29 protein-coding genes, 1 pseudogene and 1 riboswitch are annotated in these 25,919 nt (G+C 63.2%); of the genes and pseudogenes, 18 read left to right on the forward strand and 12 right to left on the reverse strand.

The window, feature by feature from the left end; genetic code table 11:
* The first annotated feature begins 103 nt into the window (after positions 1-103).
* The 5 genes from IVA95_RS20455 to IVA95_RS20475 all read left to right on the forward strand — a co-directional run bounded on the left by IVA95_RS20455 (position 104) and on the right by IVA95_RS20475 (position 4,500).
* On the forward strand, positions 104-1,501 hold the full coding sequence (locus IVA95_RS20455) for a cytochrome ubiquinol oxidase subunit I (RefSeq protein ID WP_247512094.1): 1,398 nt from the start codon (positions 104-106) through the stop codon (positions 1,499-1,501).
* Positions 1,498-2,508, forward strand: a complete 1,011-nt coding sequence (gene cydB / locus IVA95_RS20460; RefSeq protein ID WP_247512095.1) for a cytochrome d ubiquinol oxidase subunit II — start codon at positions 1,498-1,500, stop codon at positions 2,506-2,508. The genes IVA95_RS20455 and cydB overlap by 4 nt, the downstream gene beginning before the upstream one ends.
* Positions 2,499-2,636 (forward strand): DUF2474 domain-containing protein, encoded by a 138-nt coding sequence (locus tag IVA95_RS20465; RefSeq protein ID WP_156433451.1) that lies wholly within the window; start codon positions 2,499-2,501, stop codon positions 2,634-2,636. Before cydB ends, IVA95_RS20465 begins: the two co-directional genes overlap by 10 nt.
* A 171-nt stretch (positions 2,637-2,807) precedes the next feature.
* Positions 2,808-3,407 carry a L,D-transpeptidase gene (locus tag IVA95_RS20470; protein ID WP_247512096.1) on the forward strand — a complete coding sequence of 200 codons (600 nt, stop codon included), beginning with the start codon at positions 2,808-2,810 and terminating at the stop codon, positions 3,405-3,407.
* A 52-nt stretch (positions 3,408-3,459) separates the two neighbouring features.
* Complete coding sequence (locus IVA95_RS20475) at positions 3,460-4,500, forward strand: amino acid ABC transporter substrate-binding protein (protein WP_247512097.1); 1,041 nt, start codon at positions 3,460-3,462, stop codon at positions 4,498-4,500.
* Positions 4,501-4,662: 162 nt separating this feature from the next.
* Here IVA95_RS20475 and IVA95_RS20480 read toward each other — a convergent pair whose 3' ends face one another.
* Both IVA95_RS20480 and IVA95_RS20485 read right to left on the reverse strand, forming a co-directional pair.
* Complete coding sequence (locus tag IVA95_RS20480) at positions 4,663-5,802, reverse strand: acyl-CoA dehydrogenase family protein (protein ID WP_247512098.1); 1,140 nt, start codon at positions 5,800-5,802, stop codon at positions 4,663-4,665.
* Between the two features lie 148 nt (positions 5,803-5,950).
* On the reverse strand, positions 5,951-7,135 hold the full coding sequence (locus IVA95_RS20485; RefSeq protein ID WP_247512099.1) for an acyl-CoA dehydrogenase family protein: 1,185 nt from the start codon (positions 7,133-7,135) through the stop codon (positions 5,951-5,953).
* Between the two features lie 162 nt (positions 7,136-7,297).
* Here IVA95_RS20485 and IVA95_RS20490 point away from each other — a divergent pair, with 162 nt between their 5' ends.
* Together IVA95_RS20490 and IVA95_RS20495 are read left to right on the forward strand one after the other, a co-directional pair.
* Positions 7,298-7,843: a carboxymuconolactone decarboxylase family protein gene (locus tag IVA95_RS20490; protein WP_247512100.1), complete on the forward strand. Its 546-nt coding sequence runs from the start codon at positions 7,298-7,300 to the stop codon at positions 7,841-7,843.
* Positions 7,844-8,035: 192 nt separating this feature from the next.
* Positions 8,036-8,530 (forward strand): VOC family protein, encoded by a 495-nt coding sequence (locus IVA95_RS20495; protein ID WP_247512101.1) that lies wholly within the window; start codon positions 8,036-8,038, stop codon positions 8,528-8,530.
* 12 nt (positions 8,531-8,542) lie between these two features.
* On the opposite strand, the gene IVA95_RS20500 is transcribed toward IVA95_RS20495, so the two are convergent.
* A complete protein-coding gene (locus IVA95_RS20500) occupies positions 8,543-9,046 on the reverse strand; it encodes a DUF2938 domain-containing protein (RefSeq protein ID WP_247512102.1) in 504 nt (167 codons plus the stop codon).
* Positions 9,039-9,920 (reverse strand): class I SAM-dependent methyltransferase, encoded by an 882-nt coding sequence (locus tag IVA95_RS20505; protein ID WP_247512103.1) that lies wholly within the window; start codon positions 9,918-9,920, stop codon positions 9,039-9,041. Before IVA95_RS20505 ends, IVA95_RS20500 begins: the two co-directional genes overlap by 8 nt.
* A 78-nt stretch (positions 9,921-9,998) precedes the next feature.
* On the opposite strand from IVA95_RS20505, the pseudogene IVA95_RS20510 reads away from it, so the two are divergent.
* Positions 9,999-10,382 (forward strand): annotated as a pseudogene (locus tag IVA95_RS20510) (helix-turn-helix domain-containing protein); the annotation flags it as partial.
* 54 nt (positions 10,383-10,436) lie between these two features.
* Here the strand turns inward: IVA95_RS20510 and IVA95_RS20515 are convergent.
* The 5 genes from IVA95_RS20515 to IVA95_RS20535 all read right to left on the reverse strand — a co-directional run bounded on the left by IVA95_RS20515 (position 10,437) and on the right by IVA95_RS20535 (position 14,668).
* Positions 10,437-11,687, reverse strand: coding sequence for an MFS transporter (locus IVA95_RS20515; protein WP_247512104.1), 1,251 nt, complete (start codon positions 11,685-11,687; stop codon positions 10,437-10,439).
* 135 nt (positions 11,688-11,822) lie between these two features.
* Positions 11,823-12,182 (reverse strand): nuclear transport factor 2 family protein, encoded by a 360-nt coding sequence (locus IVA95_RS20520; protein WP_247512105.1) that lies wholly within the window; start codon positions 12,180-12,182, stop codon positions 11,823-11,825.
* Positions 12,183-12,196: 14 nt separating this feature from the next.
* Complete coding sequence (locus tag IVA95_RS20525) at positions 12,197-13,441, reverse strand: MFS transporter (RefSeq protein WP_247512106.1); 1,245 nt, start codon at positions 13,439-13,441, stop codon at positions 12,197-12,199.
* Between the two features lie 105 nt (positions 13,442-13,546).
* Positions 13,547-14,242 (reverse strand): DUF938 domain-containing protein, encoded by a 696-nt coding sequence (locus IVA95_RS20530; protein ID WP_247512107.1) that lies wholly within the window; start codon positions 14,240-14,242, stop codon positions 13,547-13,549.
* Positions 14,243-14,278: 36 nt separating this feature from the next.
* Positions 14,279-14,668, reverse strand: coding sequence for a metalloregulator ArsR/SmtB family transcription factor (locus IVA95_RS20535; RefSeq protein WP_247512108.1), 390 nt, complete (start codon positions 14,666-14,668; stop codon positions 14,279-14,281).
* 216 nt (positions 14,669-14,884) lie between these two features.
* On the opposite strand from IVA95_RS20535, the gene soxC reads away from it, so the two are divergent.
* From soxC to IVA95_RS20585, 10 genes are all read left to right on the forward strand, one after another.
* Entirely contained in the window at positions 14,885-16,129 is a 1,245-nt protein-coding gene (gene soxC / locus IVA95_RS20540) for a sulfite dehydrogenase (RefSeq protein WP_247512109.1), read from the forward strand.
* A complete protein-coding gene (locus tag IVA95_RS20545) occupies positions 16,113-16,787 on the forward strand; it encodes a cytochrome c (protein WP_247512110.1) in 675 nt (224 codons plus the stop codon). Before soxC ends, IVA95_RS20545 begins: the two co-directional genes overlap by 17 nt.
* Positions 16,788-16,844: 57 nt before the next feature.
* On the forward strand, positions 16,845-17,165 hold the full coding sequence (gene soxX / locus IVA95_RS20550) for a sulfur oxidation c-type cytochrome SoxX (protein ID WP_247512143.1): 321 nt from the start codon (positions 16,845-16,847) through the stop codon (positions 17,163-17,165).
* A 44-nt stretch (positions 17,166-17,209) separates the two neighbouring features.
* Positions 17,210-17,704, forward strand: coding sequence for a thiosulfate oxidation carrier protein SoxY (gene soxY, locus IVA95_RS20555; RefSeq protein ID WP_247512111.1), 495 nt, complete (start codon positions 17,210-17,212; stop codon positions 17,702-17,704).
* A 21-nt stretch (positions 17,705-17,725) separates the two neighbouring features.
* On the forward strand, positions 17,726-18,037 hold the full coding sequence (soxZ, locus tag IVA95_RS20560; RefSeq protein WP_247512112.1) for a thiosulfate oxidation carrier complex protein SoxZ: 312 nt from the start codon (positions 17,726-17,728) through the stop codon (positions 18,035-18,037).
* A complete protein-coding gene (gene soxA, locus IVA95_RS20565) occupies positions 18,034-18,900 on the forward strand; it encodes a sulfur oxidation c-type cytochrome SoxA (protein ID WP_247512113.1) in 867 nt (288 codons plus the stop codon). Before soxZ ends, soxA begins: the two co-directional genes overlap by 4 nt.
* 8 nt (positions 18,901-18,908) lie before the next feature.
* Positions 18,909-19,214, forward strand: coding sequence for a hypothetical protein (locus IVA95_RS20570; protein WP_247512144.1), 306 nt, complete (start codon positions 18,909-18,911; stop codon positions 19,212-19,214).
* 26 nt (positions 19,215-19,240) lie between these two features.
* Positions 19,241-20,989 (forward strand): thiosulfohydrolase SoxB, encoded by a 1,749-nt coding sequence (gene soxB / locus IVA95_RS20575; protein WP_247512114.1) that lies wholly within the window; start codon positions 19,241-19,243, stop codon positions 20,987-20,989.
* Positions 20,990-21,003: 14 nt separating this feature from the next.
* The gene (locus tag IVA95_RS20580; protein WP_247512145.1) at positions 21,004-21,447 is read left to right on the forward strand and encodes a hypothetical protein; all 444 of its coding nucleotides are present in this window, start codon (positions 21,004-21,006) and stop codon (positions 21,445-21,447) included.
* A 252-nt stretch (positions 21,448-21,699) separates the two neighbouring features.
* A complete protein-coding gene (locus tag IVA95_RS20585) occupies positions 21,700-22,740 on the forward strand; it encodes an MBL fold metallo-hydrolase (protein WP_247512115.1) in 1,041 nt (346 codons plus the stop codon).
* Between the two features lie 88 nt (positions 22,741-22,828).
* Here the strand turns inward: IVA95_RS20585 and IVA95_RS20590 are convergent, their stop codons facing one another.
* From IVA95_RS20590 to IVA95_RS20600, 3 genes are read right to left on the reverse strand one after another with little or no spacing between them, the layout of a single operon-like run.
* A complete protein-coding gene (locus IVA95_RS20590; protein WP_247512116.1) occupies positions 22,829-23,662 on the reverse strand; it encodes an ABC transporter substrate-binding protein in 834 nt (277 codons plus the stop codon).
* The gene (locus IVA95_RS20595; RefSeq protein ID WP_247512117.1) at positions 23,662-24,444 is read right to left on the reverse strand and encodes an ABC transporter ATP-binding protein; all 783 of its coding nucleotides are present in this window, start codon (positions 24,442-24,444) and stop codon (positions 23,662-23,664) included. Before IVA95_RS20595 ends, IVA95_RS20590 begins: the two co-directional genes overlap by 1 nt.
* On the reverse strand, positions 24,441-25,484 hold the full coding sequence (locus IVA95_RS20600; RefSeq protein ID WP_247512118.1) for an iron ABC transporter permease: 1,044 nt from the start codon (positions 25,482-25,484) through the stop codon (positions 24,441-24,443). Before IVA95_RS20600 ends, IVA95_RS20595 begins: the two co-directional genes overlap by 4 nt.
* A gap of 134 nt (positions 25,485-25,618) precedes the next feature.
* Positions 25,619-25,817: riboswitch (cobalamin riboswitch) on the forward strand.
* The last annotated feature ends 102 nt before the right edge of the window (positions 25,818-25,919 follow it).

Below are 25,919 nucleotides of genomic sequence, written 5' to 3' on the forward strand. Positions count from 1 at the left end.
ATCGGGCGTGGTAAGGTACACGCCTGGTTCGGACGCAATTTTCGAAAACTGTAGTTCCGTTTTTGAAAGATCGCGCCCGGCGAAATTGCGACAGGTGGTGGCGATGTTTGAAGGCTGGGATGCGGTCATATTGGCCCGGGCGCAGTTTGCTTTCACGATGTCGTTCCACATCATCTTCCCGGCCTTCTCGATCGGGCTCGCCAGCTATCTCGCCGTGCTCGAAGCGCTGTGGCTCGCGACCGGGCGCGAGGTCTACATCAACCTGTTCAACTATTGGCTGAAAATTTTCGCCGTCGCCTTCGCAATGGGCGTGGTGTCGGGCATCGTGATGTCCTACCAATTCGGCACCAACTGGTCGGTCTTTTCCGACAAGACCGGCCCGGTGATCGGCCCGCTAATGGCCTATGAGGTGCTCACCGCATTCTTCCTCGAAGCGGGTTTCCTCGGCGTGATGCTGTTCGGCCTGAACCGCGTCGGTCCAAAACTGCATTTTCTGGCTACGCTGATGGTCGCGATCGGCACGCTGATTTCGGCGTTCTGGATCCTGTCGGCCAATTCCTGGATGCAGACGCCGGCAGGGCACACCGTCAATGAGGCCGGACAGTTCATCGCCGCCGACTGGCTCAAGGTGATCTTCAACCCCTCATTCCCGTATCGCCTCGTGCACATGGTGCTGGCGGCGTATCTGACCACCGCGCTGGTGGTCGGCGCGGTCGGCGCCTGGCACCTCTTGCGCGATCGGCACCTCGCCGGCCCGCGCGTGATGTTTTCGATGGCGATGTGGATGGCGACGCTGGTGGCGCCGATCCAGATCATCGCCGGCGATCAGCACGGGCTCAACACGCTGGAGCACCAGCCGGTGAAGATCATGGCGATGGAAGGCCATTTCCAGAGCCACAAGGACGGCGCTCCTCTGATTCTGTTCGGCCTGCCCAACCAGAGCGCCGGCAGGGTCGACTACGCAGTCGAAGTGCCGAAGCTCGGCTCCCTGATTCTCAAGCACTCGCCCGACGCGCCGATGGCCGGCCTCGACACCGTGCCGCGCGAAAACTGGCCGCCGGTGGCGATCGCGTTCTGGTCGTTCCGGATCATGGTCGGCATGGGATTGCTCATGCTGGCGCTCGGCATGTTCAGCCTGTTGATGCGTGTTCAGGGCAAGCTCTACGATTCGCGGCTGTTGCACATGTTTGCGGTCGCAATGGCTCCGGCAGGCTTCATCGCCGTGCTTGCGGGCTGGATCACCACCGAGGTCGGACGGCAACCTTACACGGTGTACGGATTGTTGCGCACGGTTGATTCCGCCTCGCCGCTGGCGGCGCCCGCGGTCGCCTCCTCGCTGATCGCCTTCATCATCGTCTATTTCGTGGTGTTCGCGGCCGGCGTGATCTACCTGCTGCGCCTGATGGCGGCGCCGCCGTATCCGGGCGAAGAGGGAATGGCGCACGAGGCGCCGATCCGCACCGCCGGCATCACGCCGGCTGCCCAGGGGGCCGGCTCATGAACGTCGCGGTCGACCTCGCCATCGTCTGGGCCTTCATCATCGCCTTTGCTGTCTTCGTCTACGTCGTGATGGACGGCTTCGATCTCGGTCTCGGCATTCTGTTTCCGCTGTTTCCGGAGAAGCGCGACCGCGACGTCATCATGAACAGCGTCGCGCCGGTATGGGACGGCAACGAAACCTGGCTGGTGCTCGGCGGCGGCGGCCTGATGGCGGCGTTCCCGCTCGCCTATGCCGTGCTGATGCCGGCGCTCTATACGCCGATGATCGTGATGCTGCTCGGCCTCGTATTCCGAGGTGTCGCCTTCGAATTCCGCTGGCGGACGACAGCCGCACGCAACCGCTGGGACATCGCCTTTTTCGGCGGATCCTTGCTGGCAACACTGGCGCAAGGCATTGCACTGGGCGCCATCCTGCAGGGCGTGCATGTCGAGGGACGGCACTATGCCGGCGGCTGGTGGGATTGGCTGACGCCGTTCAGCATTCTGACCGGCGTGTCGCTGGTGATCGGCTATTCGCTGCTCGGCGCGACGTGGCTGGTCATGAAAACCGAAGGCGAGTTGCGCGACCGCGCCTATCACCTGAGCTGGGTCCTGTTGCTCGCGATGCTCGGGGCCATCGCCGCGGTCAGCATCGCGACGCCGTTCCTCCATATACAGTACACCGAGCGCTGGTTCGCCTGGCCGAACGTCCTCATGACGGCACAGGTACCGATTTCGGTTGCTGTAGTCACCGCCCTGTTGCTGCGCAGTCTCGCCAAGAAATACGACTACCAGCCGTTCTTTCTGGCGCTGGCGTTGTTTATGCTGTCCTATGCCGGCCTCGGCATCAGCATGTATCCCTATATCGTGCCGCAGAGCATCACGATCTGGCAGGCGGCGGCACCGGCGAACAGTCAGCTCTTCATGCTGGTCGGCGTCGCCGGACTGATCCCGCTGATCCTCGGCTATACCGCCTGGGCCTATTGGGTGTTCCGCGGCAAGGTCAAACCCGAGAGTGGATACCATTGAAGCCCAACGAGCCGGCCCCTCGCCCTCTCATGCAGCGCCTGCTGTGGTTTGCCGCGCTCTGGCTCGGCGGCGTCGGCACCGTCGCGCTGATTTCGTTTTGCCTGCGGCTGTGGATCGCGCCGAAATAGGGCAGGCGGAATATCCCATGAATTTGGTGGATGACGAAAATGGACGACATTTCAGTCACGTATCCGCCGCATTCGCCCTAAACTTGCCATCAAGCCAGCCCTGAGATTTGATGGTTCCGCTGATTTGCCGCCAACCATTTTGCCGCCGCGCCAACAAGGAGAATTTCTGCGATGAAAAAATTTCGGCACCTGATCTGGATGGTGATCGCCGCCGGCGGTCTGATCCTTTCGGCCTCGCAGAGCCAGGCGCAGATGCGGCAGCCCGATGTCGGCGACCAGCCGGGGTTTGTTCCCGATGAGAACGTCGAACTCGATCCGCAGTTCAGGAAGACCGCGGTGCTCTATCGCACCAACGAACCGCCGGGCACCATCATCATCTCGACGCAGGATCGCCACCTCTATCTGGTGCAGGGCAACGGCCGCGCGTTGCGTTACGGCATCGGCGTTGGCCGCGAAGGATTCCAGTGGCAGGGGCTGCTCAATATCACCCGCAAGGCGGAATGGCCGGACTGGACGCCGCCACCGGAGATGATCGCGCGCCAGCCCTATCTGCCGCGGTTCATGGCCGGCGGACCCGGCAATCCGCTCGGCGCCCGCGCCATGTATCTCGGCACCACCGTCTATCGCATTCACGGCACCAACCGGCCCGACACGATCGGCACCGCCGTCTCCTCCGGCTGCTTCCGGCTGGTCAATGCCGACGTCGCCGATCTCTATGAGCGCGTGCCCGTGGGCACCAAGGTGATCGTGCGGCAGAAGCCGGAGCTTTAATTGCAACGCCGCTTCTCCCGCCGATCCATTCCCCTGAAATAGTGAGTTAAAAATGCTACGGACATTTCGAGGCGGCCTCCTGATTGGGCTGGCGGTCGCAATCGCGATTGCGGCTGGCGCGATCACCTATGAGCGTTACGACACCAAGACGCTGAAGCGGACGATTCGCCGCGGCGAAGTGCTGTGCGGCGTCAACAAAGGCCTGCCCGGATTCTCGATCCCCGACGACAAGGGCGACTGGACCGGTTTCGACGTCGATTTCTGCCGCGCGGTCGCCTCGGCGATCTTCGACGATCCCAAGAAGGCGAAATTCGTGCCGCTGGATGCCAACGAACGCTTCAAGGAGCTGCAGAGCCGCAAGGTTGACATCCTCTCGCGCAACACGACGTGGAGCATGTCGCGCGAGAGCAATAACGCCCTCTATTTCCCGGCGGTCGCCTATTATGACGGCCAGGGTTTCATGCTGCCGCGCTCGCGCAACATCGATTCCGCGCTGGACCTCAACAACAGCAAGGTTTGCGTGCAGGAGGGGACGACGACGTTGCTCAACGCCGCCGACTATTTCCGCGCCAACAATATGAAATACACCGAGGTGAAGTTTCCCAGGCTGGAAGATGTGCTCAAAGCGTATGAGTCCGGCAAGTGCGACACCTTCACCGCCGACGTCTCCCAGCTCTACGCACTCCGGCTGAACCTCATCCAGCCGAGCGACCATGTCATCCTGCCCGACGTCATCTCCAAGGAGCCGCTTGCACCCGTGGTGCGTCAGCGCGACGACGACTGGATGATGCTCGTGAAGTGGACGCTGTATGCGATGATCAACGCCGAGGAACTCGGCATCACCTCGAAGAACATCGACGAGGCGCTAAAGTCGAAGAAGCCCGACGTGATGCGGCTGGTCGGCACCGAAGGCGCCTATGGCGAAGATCTCGGCCTGCCCAAGGACTGGGCCGCCCGCATCATCCGCCATGTCGGCAATTATGGCGAGGTTTACGAGCGCAATGTCGGCGAAGGATCCAAGCTGAAGATCCCGCGCGGGTTGAATTCGCTGTGGAGCAACGGCGGGATTCAGTACGCGCCGCCGATTAGGTGAGTTCTTTCGCTGACCACACCCTGTCCTCGCCCGGCTTGACCGGGCGATCCAGTATTCCAGAGACGCTGGTAACAATACGAGAGGCCGCGGCGTACTGGATCACCCGCTTTCGCGGGTGATGACAGCCGTGTACGGGACGCCGCGCACCCCAAAAAATGAAGATCAATAGCCCTTCATCCGCGCCAACTGATCGGCGTGGTAATTGCTGTCGCCGAACAACTCCTGGCAGACCCGCGCGCGCTTCATGAAGAAGCCGATGTCGAACTGGTCGGTCATGCCCATGCCGCCGTGCATCTGCACGCCCTCCTGTACCGCGAGCGTCGCGGTGTTGCCGGCCTTGGCCTTTGCGACTGACGCTGCCGCGCCCGCGTGCTCGAAATCGTCGTCGAGGGTCTGCAGAGCTTTCAGCACCGCGGCGCGGGTGATCTCGATATCAATATAGAGCTGGGCGGCGCGGTGTTGCAGCGCCTGGAATTCGCCGATCAATTTACCGAACTGCTTGCGCTCCTTCAGATACGTGACGGTGCGGCCGAACACCTCCTCACTCAGGCCGACCATTTCGGAAGCGACCGCGCCGCGGCCGATATTGAGCACGCCCTCCAATAACACGCCGCCTTGGTCGATCTCGCTGAGCACCTGATCGGCATTGATCTCGACATTGCCGAATTCGATCCGCGCAGCATTATGTGCGTCGACCATTACAGTGCGTTCGATCGCAATTCCCTTGGCTTTGGGATCGACCAGGAACAGCGTCAGCCCGTTGCGTTCGCCGGCTGCGCCGCCGGTGCGTGCCGCGACAATCAGGAGATCGGCGGTGTGGCCGTCGACCACGAGCGCCTTGGCACCGTTCAGCTTGAAGCCGTTGCCGGAGCGCACCGCCTGTAGGTTGATTTGCAAAGGCCGATGCTTTGGGCCCTCATCGATCGCGAGCGCTGCCAGCAGCGATCCGTCGGCGATCTTCGGCAGATGCGCCGATTTCTGCGCTTCGCTGCCGCCGCGAGACAGCGCCGATGCCGCCAGCACCGCGGTCGACAGGAACGGTGACGGCATCAGCGTGCGGCCGATTTCTTCCATCACCACGCCGGCCTCGACGCAGCCAAGCCCGCTGCCGCCGAAATTCTCCGGCACCAGCAGGCCGGAAAAGCCCATCTCGGCAAACGCCTTCCAGAGGTCGCGGGAAAAGCCCGTTTCGTCCTTGCTGTCGCGCAGGTGACGCAGATGCGACACCGGTGCCTTGTCGCTGATAAGGCCGCGCGCGCTGTCGCGCAGCATGGATTGTTCTTCGGTGAGGACGAGGGGCATGGGGATTCCGTTACGCTGATCTTGGACTGATTTCGCTCTTGATCCTCATGGTGAGGAGGCGCCTTGGCGCCGTCTCGAACCATGAGGCCGATATCGGGGCCTCATCCTTCGAGACGCGCTCCGCGCTCCTCAGGATGAGGGATTCAGGTCAAGCCCCCGGCAGATCGAGGATGCGCTTGGCGACGATGCCGAGCATCACCTCCGAGGTGCCACCCTCGATCGAGTTAGCCTTGGTGCGCAGCCAGGCGCGCGAACGTGCGCCGCCTCTGGAGCGCTCGCTTTCCCATTCCAGCGCGTCGATGCCACCGGCCGACATCAGGATCTCGTGGCGGCGCTTGTTGAGTTCGGTACCGTAATATTTCATCGCCGACGAAAACGCCGGATGCGACTGGCCGGCCTTGGCGAGATCGATCGCGCGTTCGGCCACAGCCGCAAACGCCGCCTCGTCGATGTCGAACGCGGCGATCTGGCCGCGCAGCATGGCATCATCGAGCCGACCGGAATCATCGCTACCGACGGAGTCGGCCGCGACCTGCCCGAGCGGACGGCCGATGCCGCGCTCTCCAGTGCCCGAGATCATCGCGCGCTCATGTTGCAGCAGATATTTTGCAACATCCCAGCCACGGTTGACCTGGCCCACCACATGCGATTTCGGCACCCGCACATTGTCGAAGAAGGTTTCGCAGAACGGCGAATAGCCGGAGATCAGAAGAATCGGCTTGGTCGAGACGCCCTTCGAGGCCATGTCGAACAAGATGAAGCTGATGCCATCATGCTTCTTCGCCGTGGGATCGGTGCGCACCAGACAGAAAATCCAGTCGGCGTAGTTGGCGTATGACGTCCAGATCTTCTGGCCGTTAATGATGTAGTCGTCGCCGTCGCTCTCGGCGCGGGTCTGCAGCGAGGCGAGGTCCGATCCGGCGTTCGGCTCGGAGTAGCCCTGGCACCAGCGGATCAGACCGGCGGCGATCTTCGGCAGGTGCTCTTTCTTCTGCGCCTCGGTGCCGTATTTCAGCAGCGCCGGCCCAAGCATCCAGATGCCGAAGCTCGAGAGCGGCGAGCGCGCGCCCATCGCCGCCATTTCTTCACGCAGCACCTTGTGCTCGGCGGGCTCCAGCCCTCCGCCACCATACTCCTTCGGCCAGTCCGGCACGGTCCAGCCCCTGTCGCGCATCCGCTCAAACCAGACGCGCTGCGGCTCGGAGGAGAATTTGGCGTTGCGACCACCCCAGTAGGTATCGCTTTCGGAGGTCATCGGACGGCGCATCTCCGGCGGGCAATTGGCCTCGAGCCAGGCGCGGGTTTCACGGCGGAATGTTTCCAGATCGGACATGTCGGCGTTTCCATGTGGGAATGTTTGGAAGCGACCTTAGCCCTCGCGTTGCGGAATTCAATATATGTCTGACATCAGCCCATGCCGCTCTGGCGGTGGTCACGATGCCCGATCGGGTGTATGCGCTAGGCGATAACGATTGAAAAACAAGAGGAAACCGGCATGCGGCTGAAGTTGCTTTCGCCTGGCGAAATGAACGCCGAGCAAAAAGAAACCTACGACGAGGCCATCGCCGGCAAGCGCGGCGCTCCGCCGGCACCGATGATGGCCTGGCTCAACAGCCCGGAGATGGCGCGGCACGCCACGCGGCTCGGTGAGCAGCTGCGCTTCAACACGATCTTCCCTGCAAAGCTTTCCGAGATTGCGATCCTCGTCACCGCGCGGCACTGGACCTCGCATTACGAATGGTATGCGCACAAGCGCCTGGCGCTGAAGGACGGCATGGATCCGAAGATCATCGAGGACATCAGAGACCGCCGCACGCCTGTCTTCGATGATCCGAAGGGCCGGATGATCTATGATCTCGCCAAGTCGCTGCATGAGGGCCACGGCGTGTCGCAAGCGCTGTATGATGAGGCTGTCGCGCTGCTCACTGTACGCGGTGTGGTCGAAATTATCGGGCTGTGCGGCTATTACACGATGGTATCGATGACGCTGAACACGTTCGAGTTCGGACTGCCGGACGGCGAGGTGTCGGATCTTGCGTGAGGAAAACCCACGCCTACGTGTCCCGGACGCAGTGCAGCGCTTCTTCAGCGGTGCACTGCAGAGCCGGGACCCCATGCCGGCCTCTGACATAGGCCCCGGCTTAGCAGCGCACTGCCGGAGTCGCGCGAAGCGCGATCCTGGACGCGCTGCGCCGCATCCGGGGCACGGATACTTCCAAAGCGGAGAGAACACATGCCCCAGAACTCACCCATCATATCAGGCACGCGGATCGGGCATGTCCATCTCAAGGTCGCCGATCTCGAACGCGCGCTCGGCTTCTATTGCGGCGTGCTCGGCTTCGAGGTGATGCAGCGGATGGGTTCTGGCGCGGCGTTCATTTCGGCCGGCGGTTATCACCACCACATCGGCCTCAACACCTGGGAGAGCAAAGGCGGCCATCCGCCGCCGCCGGGCACCACGGGGCTGTTCCACACCGCCATTCTCTATCCCACGCGCCCGGCGCTGGCGGATGCGCTGTATCGTGTGATCCAGGCCGGCATCGAGCTCGACGGCGCCAGCGACCACGGCGTCAGCGAGGCGCTCTATTTGCGCGATCCCGACCAGAACGGCGTCGAGCTCTATCGCGACCGGCCGAAGGAAGAATGGCCCCGCGCACCCGACGAATCGCTCGCGATGTTCACCAAGCGGCTTGATCTCGACAACCTGCTGCGGCAGCGGGAGCCGTAGGACGGCACATCCTCAAAACATACTCAACAAACTTGCGAGCCAGCCAGACACATACAGACCGAGTCCGAAAATACCGTGTGTGACGAGGCTATGCAGGCGAGCGGCCATAGGACGTGGCACGCGGCTGGCGGCGACGCCGAAACCCATCCCGGGCTGCATCAGCAGGAACGGCAAGATCACGCTGCCGACGCCGACAACCAGCGGAGGAATGATGGTTGGGCGCCGAACCCAATCGAGGCCCCAGATTGCAAGCAACATGGCCGCTAGCACGACGCCGACCAGATAGTGCGCGCCCCATCCGATCAGGCGTTCGCCCCGCACCGGCGGGGAAACGGCGATCTGATCGTGGCGAAAACGCCCGCTTAGCAGATGGCCGATCCAACGACCCACCAAGCCATAGTCCAATGGGGCAATGCCGAGCAGCCGCTGCCGCACCACCATCCAGCCGTCCATGATCGCCGTCGCACCTGCTCCAATCAAGACCGCGGGCACGAGATAGTCCGTCACGTCAGCCACGCATCGTCTCCTCTGCCGCGCCTGCCGCAGACGGTGATCGAGCGCTCACCATCCAGCAAGCCGCTGTAAAGCGAACTTCCGGGCCGTGCACAAAAGGAGAAAAAGCGGCGCGAACCGTCTTGATGACCTGATCGCGGATCGCGCTGTCCGTCTCTTGCAGGATCAGGCCGACGGGACCGAGCTGCGACAGGTAACGGACCAGTTCCTTCTCGGGCAGCGTACAGGCGACATCAATGGGCCGGATATCGATCTCGGCCCAGCCGCTCTCCTGCAGGATGGCATTGATTCTGTGGCGGTCGGCGAAGGCGAACTGTCCGGGCGCACCCGGCCGGCGGGCGGGTAGATTTGGCAGCAGCGGTGCCGCGGCGCGCTCGGCTGTCGTCATGAACGGATTTTCCGCAGGCTCGCGCCATGCGACGAACCGAAGCTCGGCCTCATCCTTGACGGCATGCCGCAGGTTCGAGAAAGCGCGAACCGGATTTTCGAAGAACATGACGCCGAAGCGCGAGATGATCGTGTCGAAGCTATCGTGTTGGAACGCATAGGTCTCCGCGTTGGCGCAAATGAACCTCGCCGGCACTCCCTCGGACCCGGCGGCGGCTCGGGCGGCCGCGATCATCGGCTCCGAAATGTCGACGCCGGTGCAGCTTCCGTTTCTTGGGAGCCGCCGCGCGACCGCGCGTGTTGTGCCGCCCACGCCACAGCCGACGTCGAGCACGTGCACGCCGGACCTTGAGACAACCGCCTCGACGAGCATTTCCTCGAACGGCTTGAACATCTGCTCGATCAAATCCTGAGTTCCGAGCCACGCGCGCCCTGCAGGCCCGTTCCAAAGCCTCATCTGCTCGTCATCGCCTCGGTACGCCGCATCCATGATGCCGTCTCCTTTCGCTTGTCTTCACCAAACGGAAGCCTACATGATGCCAGTTCAAGTCAACTTGAGGTCAAGACCATGAAAGACCTTGATATCGCGGAGGTGGCGCAACGATCCGGCGTTCCGGCATCGACGCTGCGGTTCTACGAGGAAAAGCGGCTGATCGCCTCGATCGGAAGGCGTGGCCTCCGCCGGCTATTCGATCCCGTCGTGTTGGACCGACTGGCGCTGATCGCGCTCGGGCGCGCCGCCGGCTTCTCGCTCGACGAGATCGCCAGGATGTTCGCACCCGACGGCCGCCCGCGCATCGACCGGCGGATGCTGGCGGCCAAGGCTGAGGAGTTGGACCGGACGATCCGCAAGCTCAACGCCATGCGCGATGGCTTGCGCCACGCCGCCGCCTGCCCCGCCCCGAGCCACATGGAGTGTCCTACCTTCCGCCGCCTGCTGCGGGCCGCGGCGTCAGGCGCTATTGGCGAAAGGAAGACGCGGCGGCCGCCACGCAAATGTTCGCCGCTACTGGACGCGAGCAGGGCCGCGCCCCCTGATCATGATCAGCACCGCCGCGGTCAACTCCACACCGATGCACGCATAGAACGGCAGCGCGTAACTCCCGGAGAGATCGCGCAACAGGCCGACCACGCCGGGACCGAATGCGTAGGTGATCTGGTTGATCGCCGTGATCAAACTGACGAGCACGCCGAATGAACGCGGATCGAATTCGCGCTGCACGATCAGCGCCGGCAGCGTAATTAAGTTGCCGACCGAAAATCCGAACAGCGCGCAGGCTGCGATCAGCACGTAGTCGTTATGCACATTGATGACAATGAGCAGCGCCACGGCCTGGCTGACAAAGGACAGCGCGGACGCCAGCCGCTGGTTCATCCGGTCGATCACGAAAGAAAACAGCACGCGACCGACCACTGCCATCGCCGTCAACAGCGCCACCGCAATCGCCGCCTGCTGCCGCCCGACCACCGTATCCAGAAACGCGATCAGGTGCACGATGAAGCCGACCTGCGCGAACAGCACCAGCGCGAACGCCGATGACACCGAGAGGAAACCGATATCGCGAAAGGCGCGTGCGCGAATTTGCGTTGGCGACGGCGCGTCAGCAGTGTCGAGCCGGCCCGCACTCAGGTGAAGCGGCGGCTGTCCGACCAGCAGCAGGATCACCGGCACCATCAGCGCAACCATTACGACGGCCGACGCCATCATGGCACCGGAGAAGCCGAAATAGCCGATCCCGGTCACCAGCAGCGGCACGCCGACAATGCCGCCAAAGCTCGCGCCATTCAGCGCCAGGCTGATCGCCATGCCGCGCTTATTGTCGAACCACAACCCCAGCGTAGTGGTGATGATGCCGAGGCTGGTGCCGGCCCAGCCGAACGCCAGCACGGCATTGGCGAGGTAAAGCTGCCACGGCTCGCGCACCTGACCGATCGAGATGGCTGCCGCCGCCATCGCCAACGTACCTGCGATCAGGCAGTTGCGCGGACCGAACGCCTTGATGGCTTCGCTGACGAAGGCGACCAGGGCTGCGCCGAACAGATAGAAAAACGTGGTGCCGGACGAAATCAGCGACGCCGGCCAGCCGTGCAGCCGCTGCAATTCGGCGACATAGACGCTCTGGCCGTAGAAGCCGAGCCCCCAGCCGAAGGTTGCCAGCAGGAAACAGACGGCGACGATGCGCCAGCCGTCGTAGCGGATCGAGGTCTCGTCGATGCAGATGTGAGTGAGGTGGCTATCCAACTTTTCGTGCTTCATTTGCTCACCGCACTGTGATGCCCGGGCACAAGCGCGAAGACGCTCTTCGCGCTTTTTGCCCGGCCATGACAGCGAGGCTTAGCAGATCGAAACGCCCATTGCTTCGGTGCCGGCCGAAATGTCAGCAGGTGGCAGCTAGGCCGGCTTCGACGGATCGTAGAAGAACCGTTCGCGCCAAACCTTGTCGCCGCGCCATTCCTGCAAGGCGACTTCGTCGAAACGGCCGGTCTTGCCGGAATGATAGGTAAACTCGAACACCCAGTGGATCGCGACATGGTCGCCCTCGACGATCGAGGTCACGCAGGTCGAGGTCACGCTTTTGACCCGCTCCAGCACCGCGCGCTCATGCGCTACCAGCACGTCGCGGCCGACTCGCGGCGCGGCGGCGTTCTCCTGCATGCTGGCGTCCTCGGTGTAGAAGCGCTCGATCGCGCCGGCATGGTCGCCGGAGACGACGGCGGCGATGAATTCATCGAGACGGGCGCGCGACGGCATGGGACCTCCGGTAATCAGACACTCGGATCGGGAATCTCGTTGACCGCCTGCAGCTTCGCGCGACGCTTGGCAAGTGACGCAAACGACAGCACTGCAAGGCCGAGCAGCACCGGCGGGAACACCACCATGTTTACCATCGACCAGCCGTAATGCGCCAGCAACTGGCCGGACGAGAACGACCCCAGCGCCATCATCCCGAAGATCAGGAAGTCGTTGAACGCCTGCACCTTGTTGCGCTCCTGCGGCCGGTGCGTCTCCAGCACCAATGCCGAGGCGCCGATAAAGGCAAAGTTCCAGCCCACGCCGAGCACGATCAGCGCCGCCCAGAAATGCAGCGCGGTGATGCCGGAAAGGCCGATCGCGGCAGCGACGGCTTCCAGGGTCAGGCCAAATGCCACGATTGTCGGTGCGCCGAAGCGGGCGATCAACGTTCCCGTGAAGAAGCTCGGGCCGTACATCGCCACGATGTGCCACTGGATGCCGAAATTGGAATCGCTCACCGTGAGCCCGCACATCTTCATGGCGAGCGGTGCAGAAGTCATGACGAGATTCATCATCGGGTAAGCGATCACGCCGCACAGCGCCGCGGCAATGAAGCGCGGTTGCCGTGCAATCTCGAACAGCGGCCGCCCGCCGTGCATGTCCGACGCTGCCGGCTTCGGCGCGTCGACGCTCCACAGCACCGCCGTCGCCACCAGCGCGACGAACGCCTGCACCACGAAGCTGAACGCAAACAGATAAGGAGGCCAGATATCCATGGTCCACTGCACGAGCTGCGGACCGAGCACGCCGGCGAACACGCCGCCGGCCATTACCCAGGACACGGCTTTCGGCCGGAATGCCGCGCTGGCGCCGTCAGCGGCGGCAAAACGATAAGACTGCGCGACTGCGCCGTAGAGGCCGCCGAGGAAAGTTGCGAAGCAGAACAGCCAGAACGACGCGTAGAGAACGGCGGCGGCGGCGAGCGCACCGGTGAGGATTCCACAGAAGGTACCAACGATAAACGCCACACGGCGGCCATAGGCGCGCGAGATCGCACCCGTCGGCAGCGTGCCGGCGGCGAGCCCCAGCACGTACATCGACAGCGGCACGGTGGCGAGCGAGATATCAGGCGCCAGCGTCGCGCCCACGATCGAGCCGGTGGCGAAAATCACCGCCGAATTGGCGCCGGTCAGCGCCTGCGCCGCAGCGAGCCGCAGCACGTTGGCGCGCGCGCGAGCGTCATTGGCGATCTCTTGGGTGGCTGTCGTATCCAGCATCGGCATTCCCGCCCTGCAGGCCCCGGGCCGGGAGCCTTGTTGATTGATTCCGCAGCACTATGAAGACGCGAAGCGGTGCGATCAACTGACGCAAACGGGCGCGCGCTATGCGCCGACTTCACCCTTTGTGGATGGCGCGAAGGCCACAATCATATTGTTGGCCGGCATTGGTACGGCTTCGATCAACGAAAGACCGACGTTCTCAGCCAATGTACTGAGTTCTCCGATGTCGCGCACGCCCCATTCGGCATTCTGCTCGCGCAGGCTGGTGTCGAACACGGCGTTGCTCATCGCGGTATGCTTGCCGTCACGCTTGAATGGGCCATAGAGAAACAGCCGCCCGTCATCACGGAGATAGCGCGCCGCGCCGGCGAACAGGCCCTCAGCTACGCGCCAGGGCGCGATGTGAATCACGTTGGCGCAGAACACCGCGAGCAGTTTGCCCGGCCCGCTGCCGTCATGCATCGCCGGACACCAGGCCGGATCGGCGAGATCGACCCGCAGCGGCGAACGAATGTTCGGCAAGGCGGCATGCGCCCGCCACGCTTCGATGCTTTTGAGATGCCGTTCATTGAGATCGCTCGGCCACCAGATGATGTCAGGCGTATGTTTCGCAAAATGCACCACGTGCTGGCCGGTGCCGCTGCCGGCCTCCAGCACGTCGCCGGATTTGCCGACCAGGAATTTCTGCAGCACCGCCCAGATCGGCTCATGGTTGCGGTGGAATGCCGCCGCGTCGAGCCGGCCGTCGGGCTCGACCGGCCGGCCGTCCTTGCCGAATTCCACCACATATTCCGCCATCGCAGTTCGGTCCCGAAAAAATCAGTGGCGCAGCGATCACTTCAGATCGCCGCAGAAGATCTCCTTCAACACCCCAAGCAGACGCAGGGTGCGCTGGTCGGCGACGCGATAATGCAGCGTCTGCGAGGTCCGGCGGAATTCCACCAGACCGTCGGCGCGCAATTTCGCCAGATGCTGCGACAATGCGGACTGGCTCAGCTTCACGACGCCGACGAGTTCGCCCACCGTCATCTCGCCGCGCACGGCAAGAAAGCAGAGGATCAGCAGACGCTTTTCATTGGCGAGCAATTTCAGAAGCCGAGCCGCGTCACCGGCCTGCTTCGCCAGCTTCTTTAGCGCCGCCGCGTCGTCCGCGCCGGGAGCGAAGGCGGTCTCTTGCGTAGTCTCTTGCGTACTTTCTTGGGCTGCCGGGGCGGCTGCTCTCATCACTGCAAATCCGGTATCATTTTCCGCGCCTGCGAAGCACATACCACACTAGCGCGCCATCCTTTCTTTAGCATTGACTAAATTAGCAAATGTGGATATCGGTTCCAAAAAAAAACAAATGATGCGGCGAGGTGGCCGCGAGGGGAAGAAAACGTGCGGCCAGACCCGTTACGCAGCAAAGCTGTTCTCTCTGATCCCGTCGCCCCGGATACCCCGATGGGCCGCCGCCGCTTCCTTGGCCTCGGTGCAGCCCTGACCGGCAGCCTGGCCGTTGGCGGCAACTCCGCCATAGCTGACCCCGCGCAGGAGTCTCCCCCAGCAGACGCGCCCTGGTCGCAATCGATCGGCGCCGGCGTGGTCGATCGGCCCTATGGCCGCCCCGCCGATACCGAAGCTTCCGTCATCCGCCGCAACGTGCCCTGGTTGACCGCGAGCGCGGAATCGTCGGTGAGCTTTTCGCCGCTGCAGGATCTGCACGGCATCATCACGCCGAACGGATTGTTCTTCGAGCGCCATCATGCGGGATGGCCCGATGTCGATCCGGCGCAGCACAAGCTGATGATCCACGGCCTTGTCGAGCGCCCGCTGCTTCTCACCATGAAGGACATCATGCGCTTCCCGTCCGTGTCGCGCATTCATTTCATCGAATGTCCGGCCAACGGCGGCATGAACTGGCGTGCTGCGCAGATGAATTCGCTGCAGTTCAGCCACGGTATGGTCAGTTGCGCGGAATGGACCGGGGTCAAGCTGTCGACGCTGCTGGAGGAGGTCGGCATCAAGAAGCAAGCGAAGTGGGCGATGGTCGAAGGCGCCGACGGCGCGCATATGAATCGTAGTCTACCGCTCGACAAATGCCTCGACGATTGCCTCGTGGTCTATGCGCAGAACGGCGAGGCGCTGCGGCCCGAACAGGGTTATCCGCTGCGGCTGGTGGTGCCGGGCTGGGAAGGCAACGTCAACATCAAATGGCTGCGCCGGATCAAGCTTGGCGAAAAGCCGTGGCACACCCGCGAGGAAACCTCGAAATACACCGACCTGATGCCCGACGGCACCTCGCGCGGCTTCACCTGGCTGATCGACGCCAAGTCGGTCGTTACCTTTCCCTGCCCCGAGAAGCCGCTGGATGGACCTGGCCTCTATGAAATTCGGGGACTGGCCTGGACCGGCAACGGCAAGGTCAAGCGCGTCGATGTCTCGATGGACGGCGGCGTCAACTGGCAGACCGCGCGGCTGCACGAGCCGGTGCTGTCGAAGGCGCTGACCAGATTCTCGCTGCCCTGGCGCTGGGACGGCCGACCCGCGCTGGTCGCATCCCGCGTTATCGACGAGACCGGTTACGTGCAGCCTACAATCGCACAACTGCGCGCACAGCGCGGCTCAAACTCGGTCTACCACAACAATTCGATCCAGACCTGGCAGGTCAAGCCCGACGGAAGCGTCTTCAATGTACAGCTCGCGTAAGATTTGCCTGCCGATCATGGCCATCCTGCTTGCCTGCGCCGCAAGCCTCGCCGGCGCGGCCGAACCCGGCTCGTTCGGTTACGGCAGCGTCGCGACGCCGGCGCAGATCGCCGGATGGGACATCGACGTGCGCGGCGAGGACGGAACGGGCCTCCCGCCCGGCAAGGGCACCGTCGACAGGGGCGCGGAGGTTTATGCCGAACAATGCGCTGCGTGCCATGGAACCTTCGGCGAAGGCGAAGGCCGGTTTCCGAAGCTGGTGGGCGGCGTCGGATCGCTCCGGGACGAGCGCCCGGAGCCGACGGTCGGCAGCTACTGGCCGTTCGCCCCGACCCTGTGGGACTATATTAACCGCGCCATGCCGATGCAGGCGCCGCACACATTGTCAGCGGATGACGTTTATGCTTTGACCGCCTATATTCTGAACCTGAACGATCTCGTTCCCCATGAATTCGTTGCCGATCGCAACAGCTTGCCGAAAGTCAAAATGCGCAATCGCGACAATTTCATCTGGGCCGACCCGCGCCCCGATACGATGGCAAAACCCTGCATGAACGATTGCGTTAACGCCGCCGATGTCAGGATATCATCGACGGCCGAGGGCAGGAATCTGACGCCGCGCACGACCGGGCCGCTTGATACGATGCAACCGAAGTAGAATACGGAAACGCCTGTGACCGATCGTTCCCCGACGAAATCCGCAAAGCTTCCGGCGCTGGCGCTGCTCGTCACTCTGGCGTCCGCGGGCACCGCGCACGCGCAGTCCGCGGTGGATGAAGGCCGCAAGCTTGCGTTCGATCGCTCGAAGGGCAATTGCCTGACCTGTCATGTCATCAAGGGCGGCAATCTTCCCGGCACGATCGGGCCCGAGTTGGTCGACATCAAGAGCAAATACCCCAATCGCGAGGACCTCGTCGCCATCATCAACGACGAAACCCTGCGCAATCCGCTGACCGTGATGCCTCCGTTCGGCCGAAACCGGATCCTGACCGAAAAGGAAATCAACGCGGTGGTGGATTTCCTGCAGACGCTGTGACGCAAGTTTGAGACGTGCTGGCGCACGCTTTAGGAGATTTTTCGATGAATACGACTGACGTCAGATTTTCCGCCACCCGGCGCCTGATCCTGCAAGGCGCCGGCGTGTTGACGCTGATCGGCCTTGGCATTGTGCCCTTTGATGTCACGAAGGCACTCGCCGCGGCCAACGACAAATATCCGGAAGAGGCGTTCAAGGCCAAGAGCGAGGCCGATGCGATCAAGGCGCTCTACGGCAAGACGCCGGAGCCTTCGGACAAGGTCAAGATGGACGCTCCCGAAATCGCGGAGAATGGCGCCGTCGTTCCGATCTCGGTCTCCACAACTCTTGCAGACGTGACTTCGATCTCGTTCCTGGTCAGCGAAAATCCGGTCGCGCTGGTGGCGTCCTACAAGATCCCTGCAGGCACACTCCCAAGTGTTTCCAACCGCATCAAGATGGCGCGAACCAGCAACGTCGTCGTGGTCGTGGAAGCCGGCGGCAAGCTCTACAGCGCAAACAAGGAAGTCAAAGTCACCGTCGGCGGCTGCGGCGGCTAACGGGTACCGGGAGAGAATTTCATGGCATCGACCATTCGCGTGCGCGCCACTTCGAGCGGCGAGACCACTGAGGTGCAGGTGCTGATCCAGCACCCAATGGATTCCGGCTTCGTCAAGGATTCGAAGGGCGAGCTCATTCCAGCACATTTCATCCAGCAGCTCACCTTCGAGCATGACGGCAAGAAGGTGTTCGCGGCCGACTGGGGCGGCGGCGTCTCCAAGGATCCTTACGTCAAGTTCGCGTTCAAGGGCGCCAAGAAGGGCGACGAGCTGAAGATCAGTTGGGTCGACAACAAGGGCGCGACCGATACCACCACGGCGAAGATCCAATGAAGCTGCGATCCGCGATCTTTCTGGCGTCCGCCGCGATTGTGCTGGCCGCGCTGACGCTGGCGGGCGCGCCGCCGTTGGCAGCCAACGACAAGATCGATCCTGTCGCCGACGCCAAGGCGTTCCAGAAGTTCTTCCGAGACAAATTTCCCAAGGTAAAGTTCGAGGACTTCGTCAACGGTCCCTATTCGATGGACGAGGACCTCTACCGGCAGTGGCAGGAGAAGGAGCAATTCCCGCCCTACGAGTTCTCGCTCGAAATGGGCAAGGAAATGTTCTCCAAGCCGTTCAAGAACGGCAAGACCTATGCCGACTGCTTCCCGAACGGCGGCATCGGCATCCGCCAGAACTACCCCTACTTCGACGAGAAGGAAGGCAAGGTCATTACGCTTGAATTGGCCTTGAACCGCTGCCGGGAGGCCAATGGCGAACCGCCCTATTCCTACGTAAAGGACGAAATGGCGGCGTTGACCGCCTACATGGCCTTCACCTCGCGCGGCAAGCCGATGGACATCAAGATTCCGAACGATCCGCGCGCGCTCGCGGCTTACGAAAACGGCAAGGAATATTTCTACACGCGGCGCGGCCAGCTCAACTTCTCCTGCGCCACCTGCCACGTGCAGAGCCCGGGCGAGCGTATCCGCGCCGAGGTCCTGGCGCCCGCGCTTGGCATCGTTAATGCGATGCCGATCTACCGCTCGGAATGGAGCGGCATGGGCACCACCAGCCGGCGCTTCACCACCTGCAATAGCCAGATCCGCGCCGTGCCGCTCAGCCCGCAGGACGATGAATATCGCAACGTCGAATACTACCTGTCCTATGTCAGCAACGGGCTGCCGATTTCAGGTCCGGGAGCGCGGCCATGAGGAACATGATGCAGAAATCCGCATTGGTTCTGGCGCTGCTCGCCGCGGGCGCCATGTCCGCGCTCGCCGCGGGCTCCGAGAACGAATTCAAGGCGGCCTATGCCGCGGCTGAAGCCGCCAACAAGGAGGCCGGCAAGCTACGCAACCAATGGACGACCACGGCGAACACGCTGGTGGCGGCGAAAAAGGCGGCGGACGCCGGCGATTTCGACAAAGCCACCGCGTCGGCCAAGGAAGCCGAGGCGCTGGCCAAAGCTTCGATCTTCCAGGCCACCAGCGAGAAGACCCGCTGGAGGGATCTGGAAATACGCTGAAGCTGTTACGACGCGCGGAGACACGCATGACTATCCGCCGCCGGGATTTTTTGACGTTGGCAGGCGCCGCCACACTGGCAGGCAGCCTGCCGCGGCTGACGCGCGGCGCCGACAATGGCGGCGTCTACGATCTCGAACGCTTTGGCAATGCCCGAATCCTGCATATCACCGATACCCATGCCCAGCTTCGGCCGGTGTTCTTCCGCGAGCCGAGCGTCAATCTCGGCGTCGGACCGATGCAGGGCAACCCGCCGCATTTGGTCGGACGCGCCTTCCTCGATCGCTTCGGCATCCGCCCCGACAGCGCCGATGCTTATGCCTTTACCTTTATCGAATTCGAGAAGGCCGCCGGCCGGTTCGGCAAGCTCGGCGGCTTTGCGCATCTGAAGACATTGATCGATCGGATGCGCAGCGAGGTCGCCGCCGGACGCTCCCTGCTGCTCGACGGCGGTGATCTCTGGCAAGGCACCGGCCTCGCCAACACCATGCGGGGCGCCGACATGGTAGACGCCGCCAACCTGCTCGGCATCGAGGCGATGACCGGCCATTGGGAATTTACCTATGGCGAGAAGGCGCTGCGCGCCAACCTTGAACGCTTCAAGGGCGAATTCCTGGCGCAGAATGTCTTCCTGACAGAGGAAGCCGCCTTCAACGACGCCAAGGCATTCGACCCTGCATCGGGGCGCGTGTTCAAGCCATCCATCATCAAGGAGATCGGCGGGCGTAGCATCGCCGTAATCGGACAGGCGTTCCCCTACGTGCCGATCGCCCATCCGAAGCGCTTTACGCCGGACTGGAAGTTCGGCATCCGCGACGAGGAGCTGCAGAAACTCGTCGATACCCATCGTAACGACGACAAGGTCGACGCCGTCATTCTGCTCTCGCACAACGGCATGGATGTCGACCTCAAGCTCGCCAGCCGCGTCACCGGCATCGACGTCATCCTCGGCGGACATACGCATGACGCCGTGCCGCAGCCGATTGCCGTCACCAACGCAGGCGGCACCACGCTCGTCACCAATGCCGGCTCGAACGGCAAGTTTCTCGCGGTGTTGGACCTCGACATCGGCAGGGGCAAGATCAAGGATGTGCGCTACCGGCTGCTGCCGGTGTTTTCCGAATTGCTGAAGCCCGATCCGGCGATGCAGGCGCTGATCGACAAGATCCGCGAGCCGTATGCGGCCACGTTCAACGAGAAGATCGCATCCGCCGACCGCCTGCTCTATCGCCGCGGCAATTTCAGCGGCACCATGGATCAACTGATCTGCGACGCGCTGCTCGGCGAATTGAACGCGGAGATCGCGCTGTCGCCGGGTTTTCGCTGGGGCACCACGGCGCTGGCGGGCCAGCCGCTGACGATGGAGGACGTGATGGCGCAGACCGCCGTCAGCTATCCGGAGACCTACGTCCAGACCATGACCGGCGGCCAGATCAAGGACGTGCTGGAAGACATCTGCGACAATCTCTTCAACACCGATCCCTATTACCAGCAGGGCGGTGACATGGTCCGTGTCGGCGGGCTCGCCTACACCTGCACGCCAACTGAAACCGTGGGAAAACGGATTTCCGAACTCAAGCTCGACAATGGCCGCGCGCTCGAAGCCGGCAAGAGCTACAAGGTAGCGGGCTGGGCCTCCGTCAACGAGCAGACCGGCGCGCCGATCTGGGATGTCGTCGTCAAGCATCTGAGGTCGGGCAAGCCGCCCAACCGCTCGCTTCCGGGCGTGACGCTGAAAGGCGTTGAAGGCAATCCGGGCATTGCGGGACAGGCATGACGGGCTTTTCGACCATGCTTCGCGCAACTACCGCGGCGCTTCTGATCGCAGCCGCCGCGCCCGATGCCCGCGCCCAGCAGGCGCCGCTGCAGGACAAGCCCTTCGCCGAGCACAAAATCGTGCTGCAGCTTTCCGACAACGATCCGCGCAAGCAGGGCCTCGTGCTCAGCGTCGCCAGCAACCTGATGAAGCATTACGACCCCGACAAGGTCGCGATCGAGGTCGTCGCGTTCGGCCCCGGCGTCGACCTGCTGCGCCCGGAAAACCCCAACCGCAAGATGGTCGAGAGCCTGGTCGCGCAAGGCGCGCGTTTCGACGTCTGCCTCAACACCGTCGATACGCTCGAACGCGAGCACGGCAAACGGCCGGAATTCATCGCCGCGGCAACGCCGGTGCAGGTCGGGGTGGCGCAGATTCTTTTTCTGACGGAGAATGGGTACACGCTGGTGCGGCCGTGACCGTCGTTGCGAGCCAACGGGTCGCGCGAATGCGCGCCCGATGACAGGCTCCGCGAAGCAATCCATCTATCCCCGGGCGGAAATATGGATTGCTTCGTCGCTTCGCTCCTCGCAATGACGGGGATAGGACTTCATTTCACGCCCGGGGATTTTGTGTGATCATTTCGCGCGTGGTACAATGAAGGAACTGCAGGAGCAGGGCTGGAGCTATATCCGCCCTGATCCGATCTGAATTAACACGGGCGGTCAGCCATGATCTTTCGTCAACTCTTCGACAGTGTCTCCGGCACCTACAGCTACCTGCTGGCGAGCCGCGCCGGCGGCGAGGCGTTGATCCTCGATCCCGTACTGGAAAAGGCCGATCGTTACTGCCAATTGCTGCGCGAGCTCGATCTGCGGCTGGTGAAGGCGGTCGATACCCATCTGCATGCCGACCACATTACGGGCCTCGGCGAACTGCGCGACCGCACCCAGTGCATCACCATCATGGGCGAGCAAAGCAAGGCCGACGTAGTGTCGATGCGGGTTTCCGACGGCGACAAGCTGACGATCGAGGGGCTGAGCCTGGATGTCATGTACACGCCCGGCCACACCGACGATTCCTACAGTTATTTGATGGGCGACCGCGTATTCACCGGCGACACGCTGTTGATCCGCGGCACCGGCCGCACCGACTTCCAGAACGGCTCTTCCCGTGCGCAATATGAATCGATCTTCAACCGGCTTCTGAAACTGCCGGATGAAACCATGGTATTCCCGGCCCATGACTACAAGGGCGACACGGTTTCCACCATCGGCGAGGAGAGGCGCTACAATCCCCGGCTGCAGGTGCGTAACGTCGACGAATATATTGAGCTGATGGCGAACCTGAAGCTACCGAACCCGAAGATGATGGACGTCGCGGTGCCCGCCAACATGCATGTCGGGCTGCACCAGGAGGAGCTTGCCAAGCAGGGACTCGCGCTCTCTGCCCGCGACGCGATCAACATTCTCGGCCGGCCCGATATCCTCTTGGTCGATTTGCGCGAGACCAGCGAGCGCGCCAAGCACGGCACGATCTCGGGCGCGCTGCACGCGCCCTACCCCGGCATCGCCGAGAGCCTCAAGCCCGGCGGCATGCTGCGCGAAGTCGCCGCCGCCACCGGCCGCCGGGTGGTGTTCTTCTGCGCCTTCGGCGAACGCTCCGCGATGGCGGTTGCCGCGGCCAAGAACGCGGGACTAGCCAACACCGCCCATATCGAAGGCGGCCTCGACGCGTGGAAGAAGGTCGGCGGCCCGGTGGTGCAAGGGTAACAGTCCGTAGCCCGGATGGAGCGAAGCGCAATCCGGGAATCTTTTCGCGGCATCCCGGATTGCGCTTCGCTTCATCCGGGCTACGAATTTACTTTCCCACCCGCTTCAACTCCGCGGTCAGCGCATCGAGCGCATCGGCCAGCATCACGCCGCCGCATTCGGTCAGCCGCTCCGGAATCACGATGCGCCGCTCCGGCGGGTAGAAGCGCTCCAGCGCCGGATGGACCAGAAACGCCTGACCGTCATCGCGCGCATAATTGCCGGCGTTCGAAACCACTATGAAGTCGGGCCTCAAGGACACGATCGCCTCCAGCGAGGCAAATCCGCCGAAGGTAAAGCCGAGATCGCCAGCGGCGCTGCGCAGCCCGACTTCGCTCAGCAGCGAGCCGAGAAAGCTGTCGCTGCCCGCCACCCAGCCGCGCCGCGACAGCGGCAGCACGCGATAATGCCGCTCGGCGGCGGCACGGCGGGCGCGCGCTAGCGCGGCGTCGAGCCGCGCGATTTCGGCAGCCGCGCGATCGGGGTGCCCGGTCATGTCGCCGACTTCGCGGATCTGCGCTCGGGCTTCGTCGAGGTTTCGCGGCACGGCGAGCTCGGCAAGATGAAGCCCCTTCGCCTTCAACAGCTCCCGCGTCGAGCGCTTATCAAACGCGCTGGCGATGACCAGGTCCGGCTTGAGCAGCAGCACGTCCTCGGCCGCGCCTGATAATACCGGATAGCGGCTGATGTCACCCGCCTGCGATTGCCAGCCGTCGCGTGCGAAGCGGCTGAGGCCCAAAATCTGCTCGGGGTCGGCCAACGTCAGCAGCAACTGATCGCTGCAGACATTCATCGACACCATACGCGGAGGGCTGGCTGCGAATACTGCGCCGCCTGACATCGCCAATGCGGCGATCGCAACAAGAACGCCGAACCGTCGCATCAGATATCCGCCCAGGGCACGATCACCGCCTCGCGCTGATATTCCGCGCGGTAGGCGCTGATCCGAAATACGTCCGCCATCACCTGCTCCGATAACGCCTCGCTCGGTGTGCCCCGCGACACTAGATTGCCTTCCTTCAGCACCAGCACATGGTCGGCAAACCGCGCAGCGAGGCCTAAATCGTGCGTCACCACGATGACCAGCACGCCCTTGTCCGCGGTCGCGCGCAAGTTCCTCATGACATCGATCTGGTGGCGGGGGTCGAGCGAGGCGGTCGGCTCGTCGGCCAGAATGATCGGCGCTTCCACCGCCAGCGCGCGCGCCAACGCGACGCGGCTGCGTTCGCCGCCGGATAATTCGGTGACGCGGCGATCGCTGAATTCCATCACGTCGACCGCCTGCATCGCGCGCAGCACGGCCTCGGCATCCCTGGGCGACAGCCGCGCCGGATCGGTTGCGCCATGCGGGTAACGCCCGAGCGCCACGATATCGCGCGCCGGCAGCGGCCAATGCACGAGATGCCCCTGCGGCAGATAGCCGAAACGTTTGGCGCGCTCGCGCAGCGGCAGCGAGGCCAGCGCATCGCCGCCGATCGTGATCTCGCCTTCGGAGGGGATCAGCCCGGCTAGCGCGCGCAGCAGCGTGGTTTTGCCAGCGCCATTCGGGCCGACCAGCGCCACCAGGTGTCCCGCCGACAGCGCCAGCGAAACGTCCTTCAGCACGACGCGGCCGGCGAGCCGCACGCCGAGTCTCCTTGCGATCAGCAGCGCAGCCTCACTCATGCGACGCCCCCGCCGAGCGCGCGGCGTTCGCGCATGATCAGATAGAGAAAGAACGGCACGCCGATGATCGAGGTCAGCACGCCGACCTTGATGTCAGAGGTCGAGGGAATGATGCGCACCGCAATATCGGCGGCGAGCAGCAGCGCCGAGCCCGCGAGCGCGCTCGGCACCAACAGCCGCCCGGGATCGTGGCCGATCAGGGGCCGCATCAGATGCGGCGCGACCAGGCCGATGAAACCAATAGTGCCGGTAACCGCGACCGCGCCGCCAACACCGAGCGCAACGCCCGAAATCACGAACAGCCGTAGACGCCCCACATCGACGCCGAGGCTTTGCGCGGTTTCTTCGCCCAGGCTGAGCGCGCGAAAAGCGTGGCGCTGGCTGAACAGCATGACCGCGCCGGCAATGATGAAGGGAAACGCGAGCATGACATGCTGAAAGCTGCGGTCCTCCAGCGAGCCCAATAGCCAGAACGCGATCTCCAGCACCACGAAGGGGTTACTGGAGAGGTTCATCACCAGCGCGGTGGCAGCGCCCGCAAAGCTCGAAATCGCCAGTCCGGACAGAATGAGGATCAGCAGACCCGCATTGCGGCCGGCGATCGAGAGCAGCACGAACACCGAAGCGAATGCCGCGATGATCGCGGCGACCGGCAGCGCATAGGAGCGCACGTCGGCCAACCCGAGCGCGATCACCAGCACCGCGCCGAACGCCGCTGATTGCGGCGCGCCGAATAGCGAAGGCGAGGCCAGCGGATTGCGCAGCAAGCCCTGCAGCGACGCGCCCGACAGCCCGAGGATGGCGCCGATCGCCAGCGCCAGCAGCGTGCGGGGCAGGCGGATTTCCCGCACGATCACCTGCGCCACCTCGCTGCCGCCACCGAACAGCGCTTGCGCCACCGCAAGGGGCGACAGCCGCACCGGCCCGATGCCGAGCGAGATCAGCATCAGGAGCACAACAAGGGCAGCAAGCGCCGCGGTCGCGCCGATCCGCCGGCGCGCGGCGTCCTCATTGGTCAGGGCTACGGCTTCAACACTCATCGATCGTCCTAAAGCAGGTTTACTCGCCCCGGTACAGGTGGCGGGCAGGCGTGCTCATGCGGCAAAAATAGCGCACTCGTCCAGTGAGGATCGCGGGACGCCCCGGGGCGCATTGACTCGGACTTTGACAAACTTCTACCATAGTTCCCGACGGTTCCCGTTTTGGGGATCAAAAGGGAATGCGGTGCGGGGAAATCCCCCAATTCCGCGGCTGCCCCCGCAACTGTAAGCGGCGAATCCTTCGTCACATGCCACTGGGCACTCGGTCCTGGGAAGGCGACGATGGGTAACGACCCGCGAGCCAGGAGACCTGCCGTCAGCCGTGGTCACACGCGAAGATGTCGGTCGGGGAGTACAGACATTAGCTTCACCTGAGCTGCTCAAAGCACATGGTGAGACTTGGTTCGCTGTGACGTGCCACTGACGTCATACCGA

The sequence above is a fragment of the Bradyrhizobium sp. 157 genome (assembly GCF_023073815.1).
Lineage (GTDB): Bacteria > Pseudomonadota > Alphaproteobacteria > Rhizobiales > Xanthobacteraceae > Bradyrhizobium.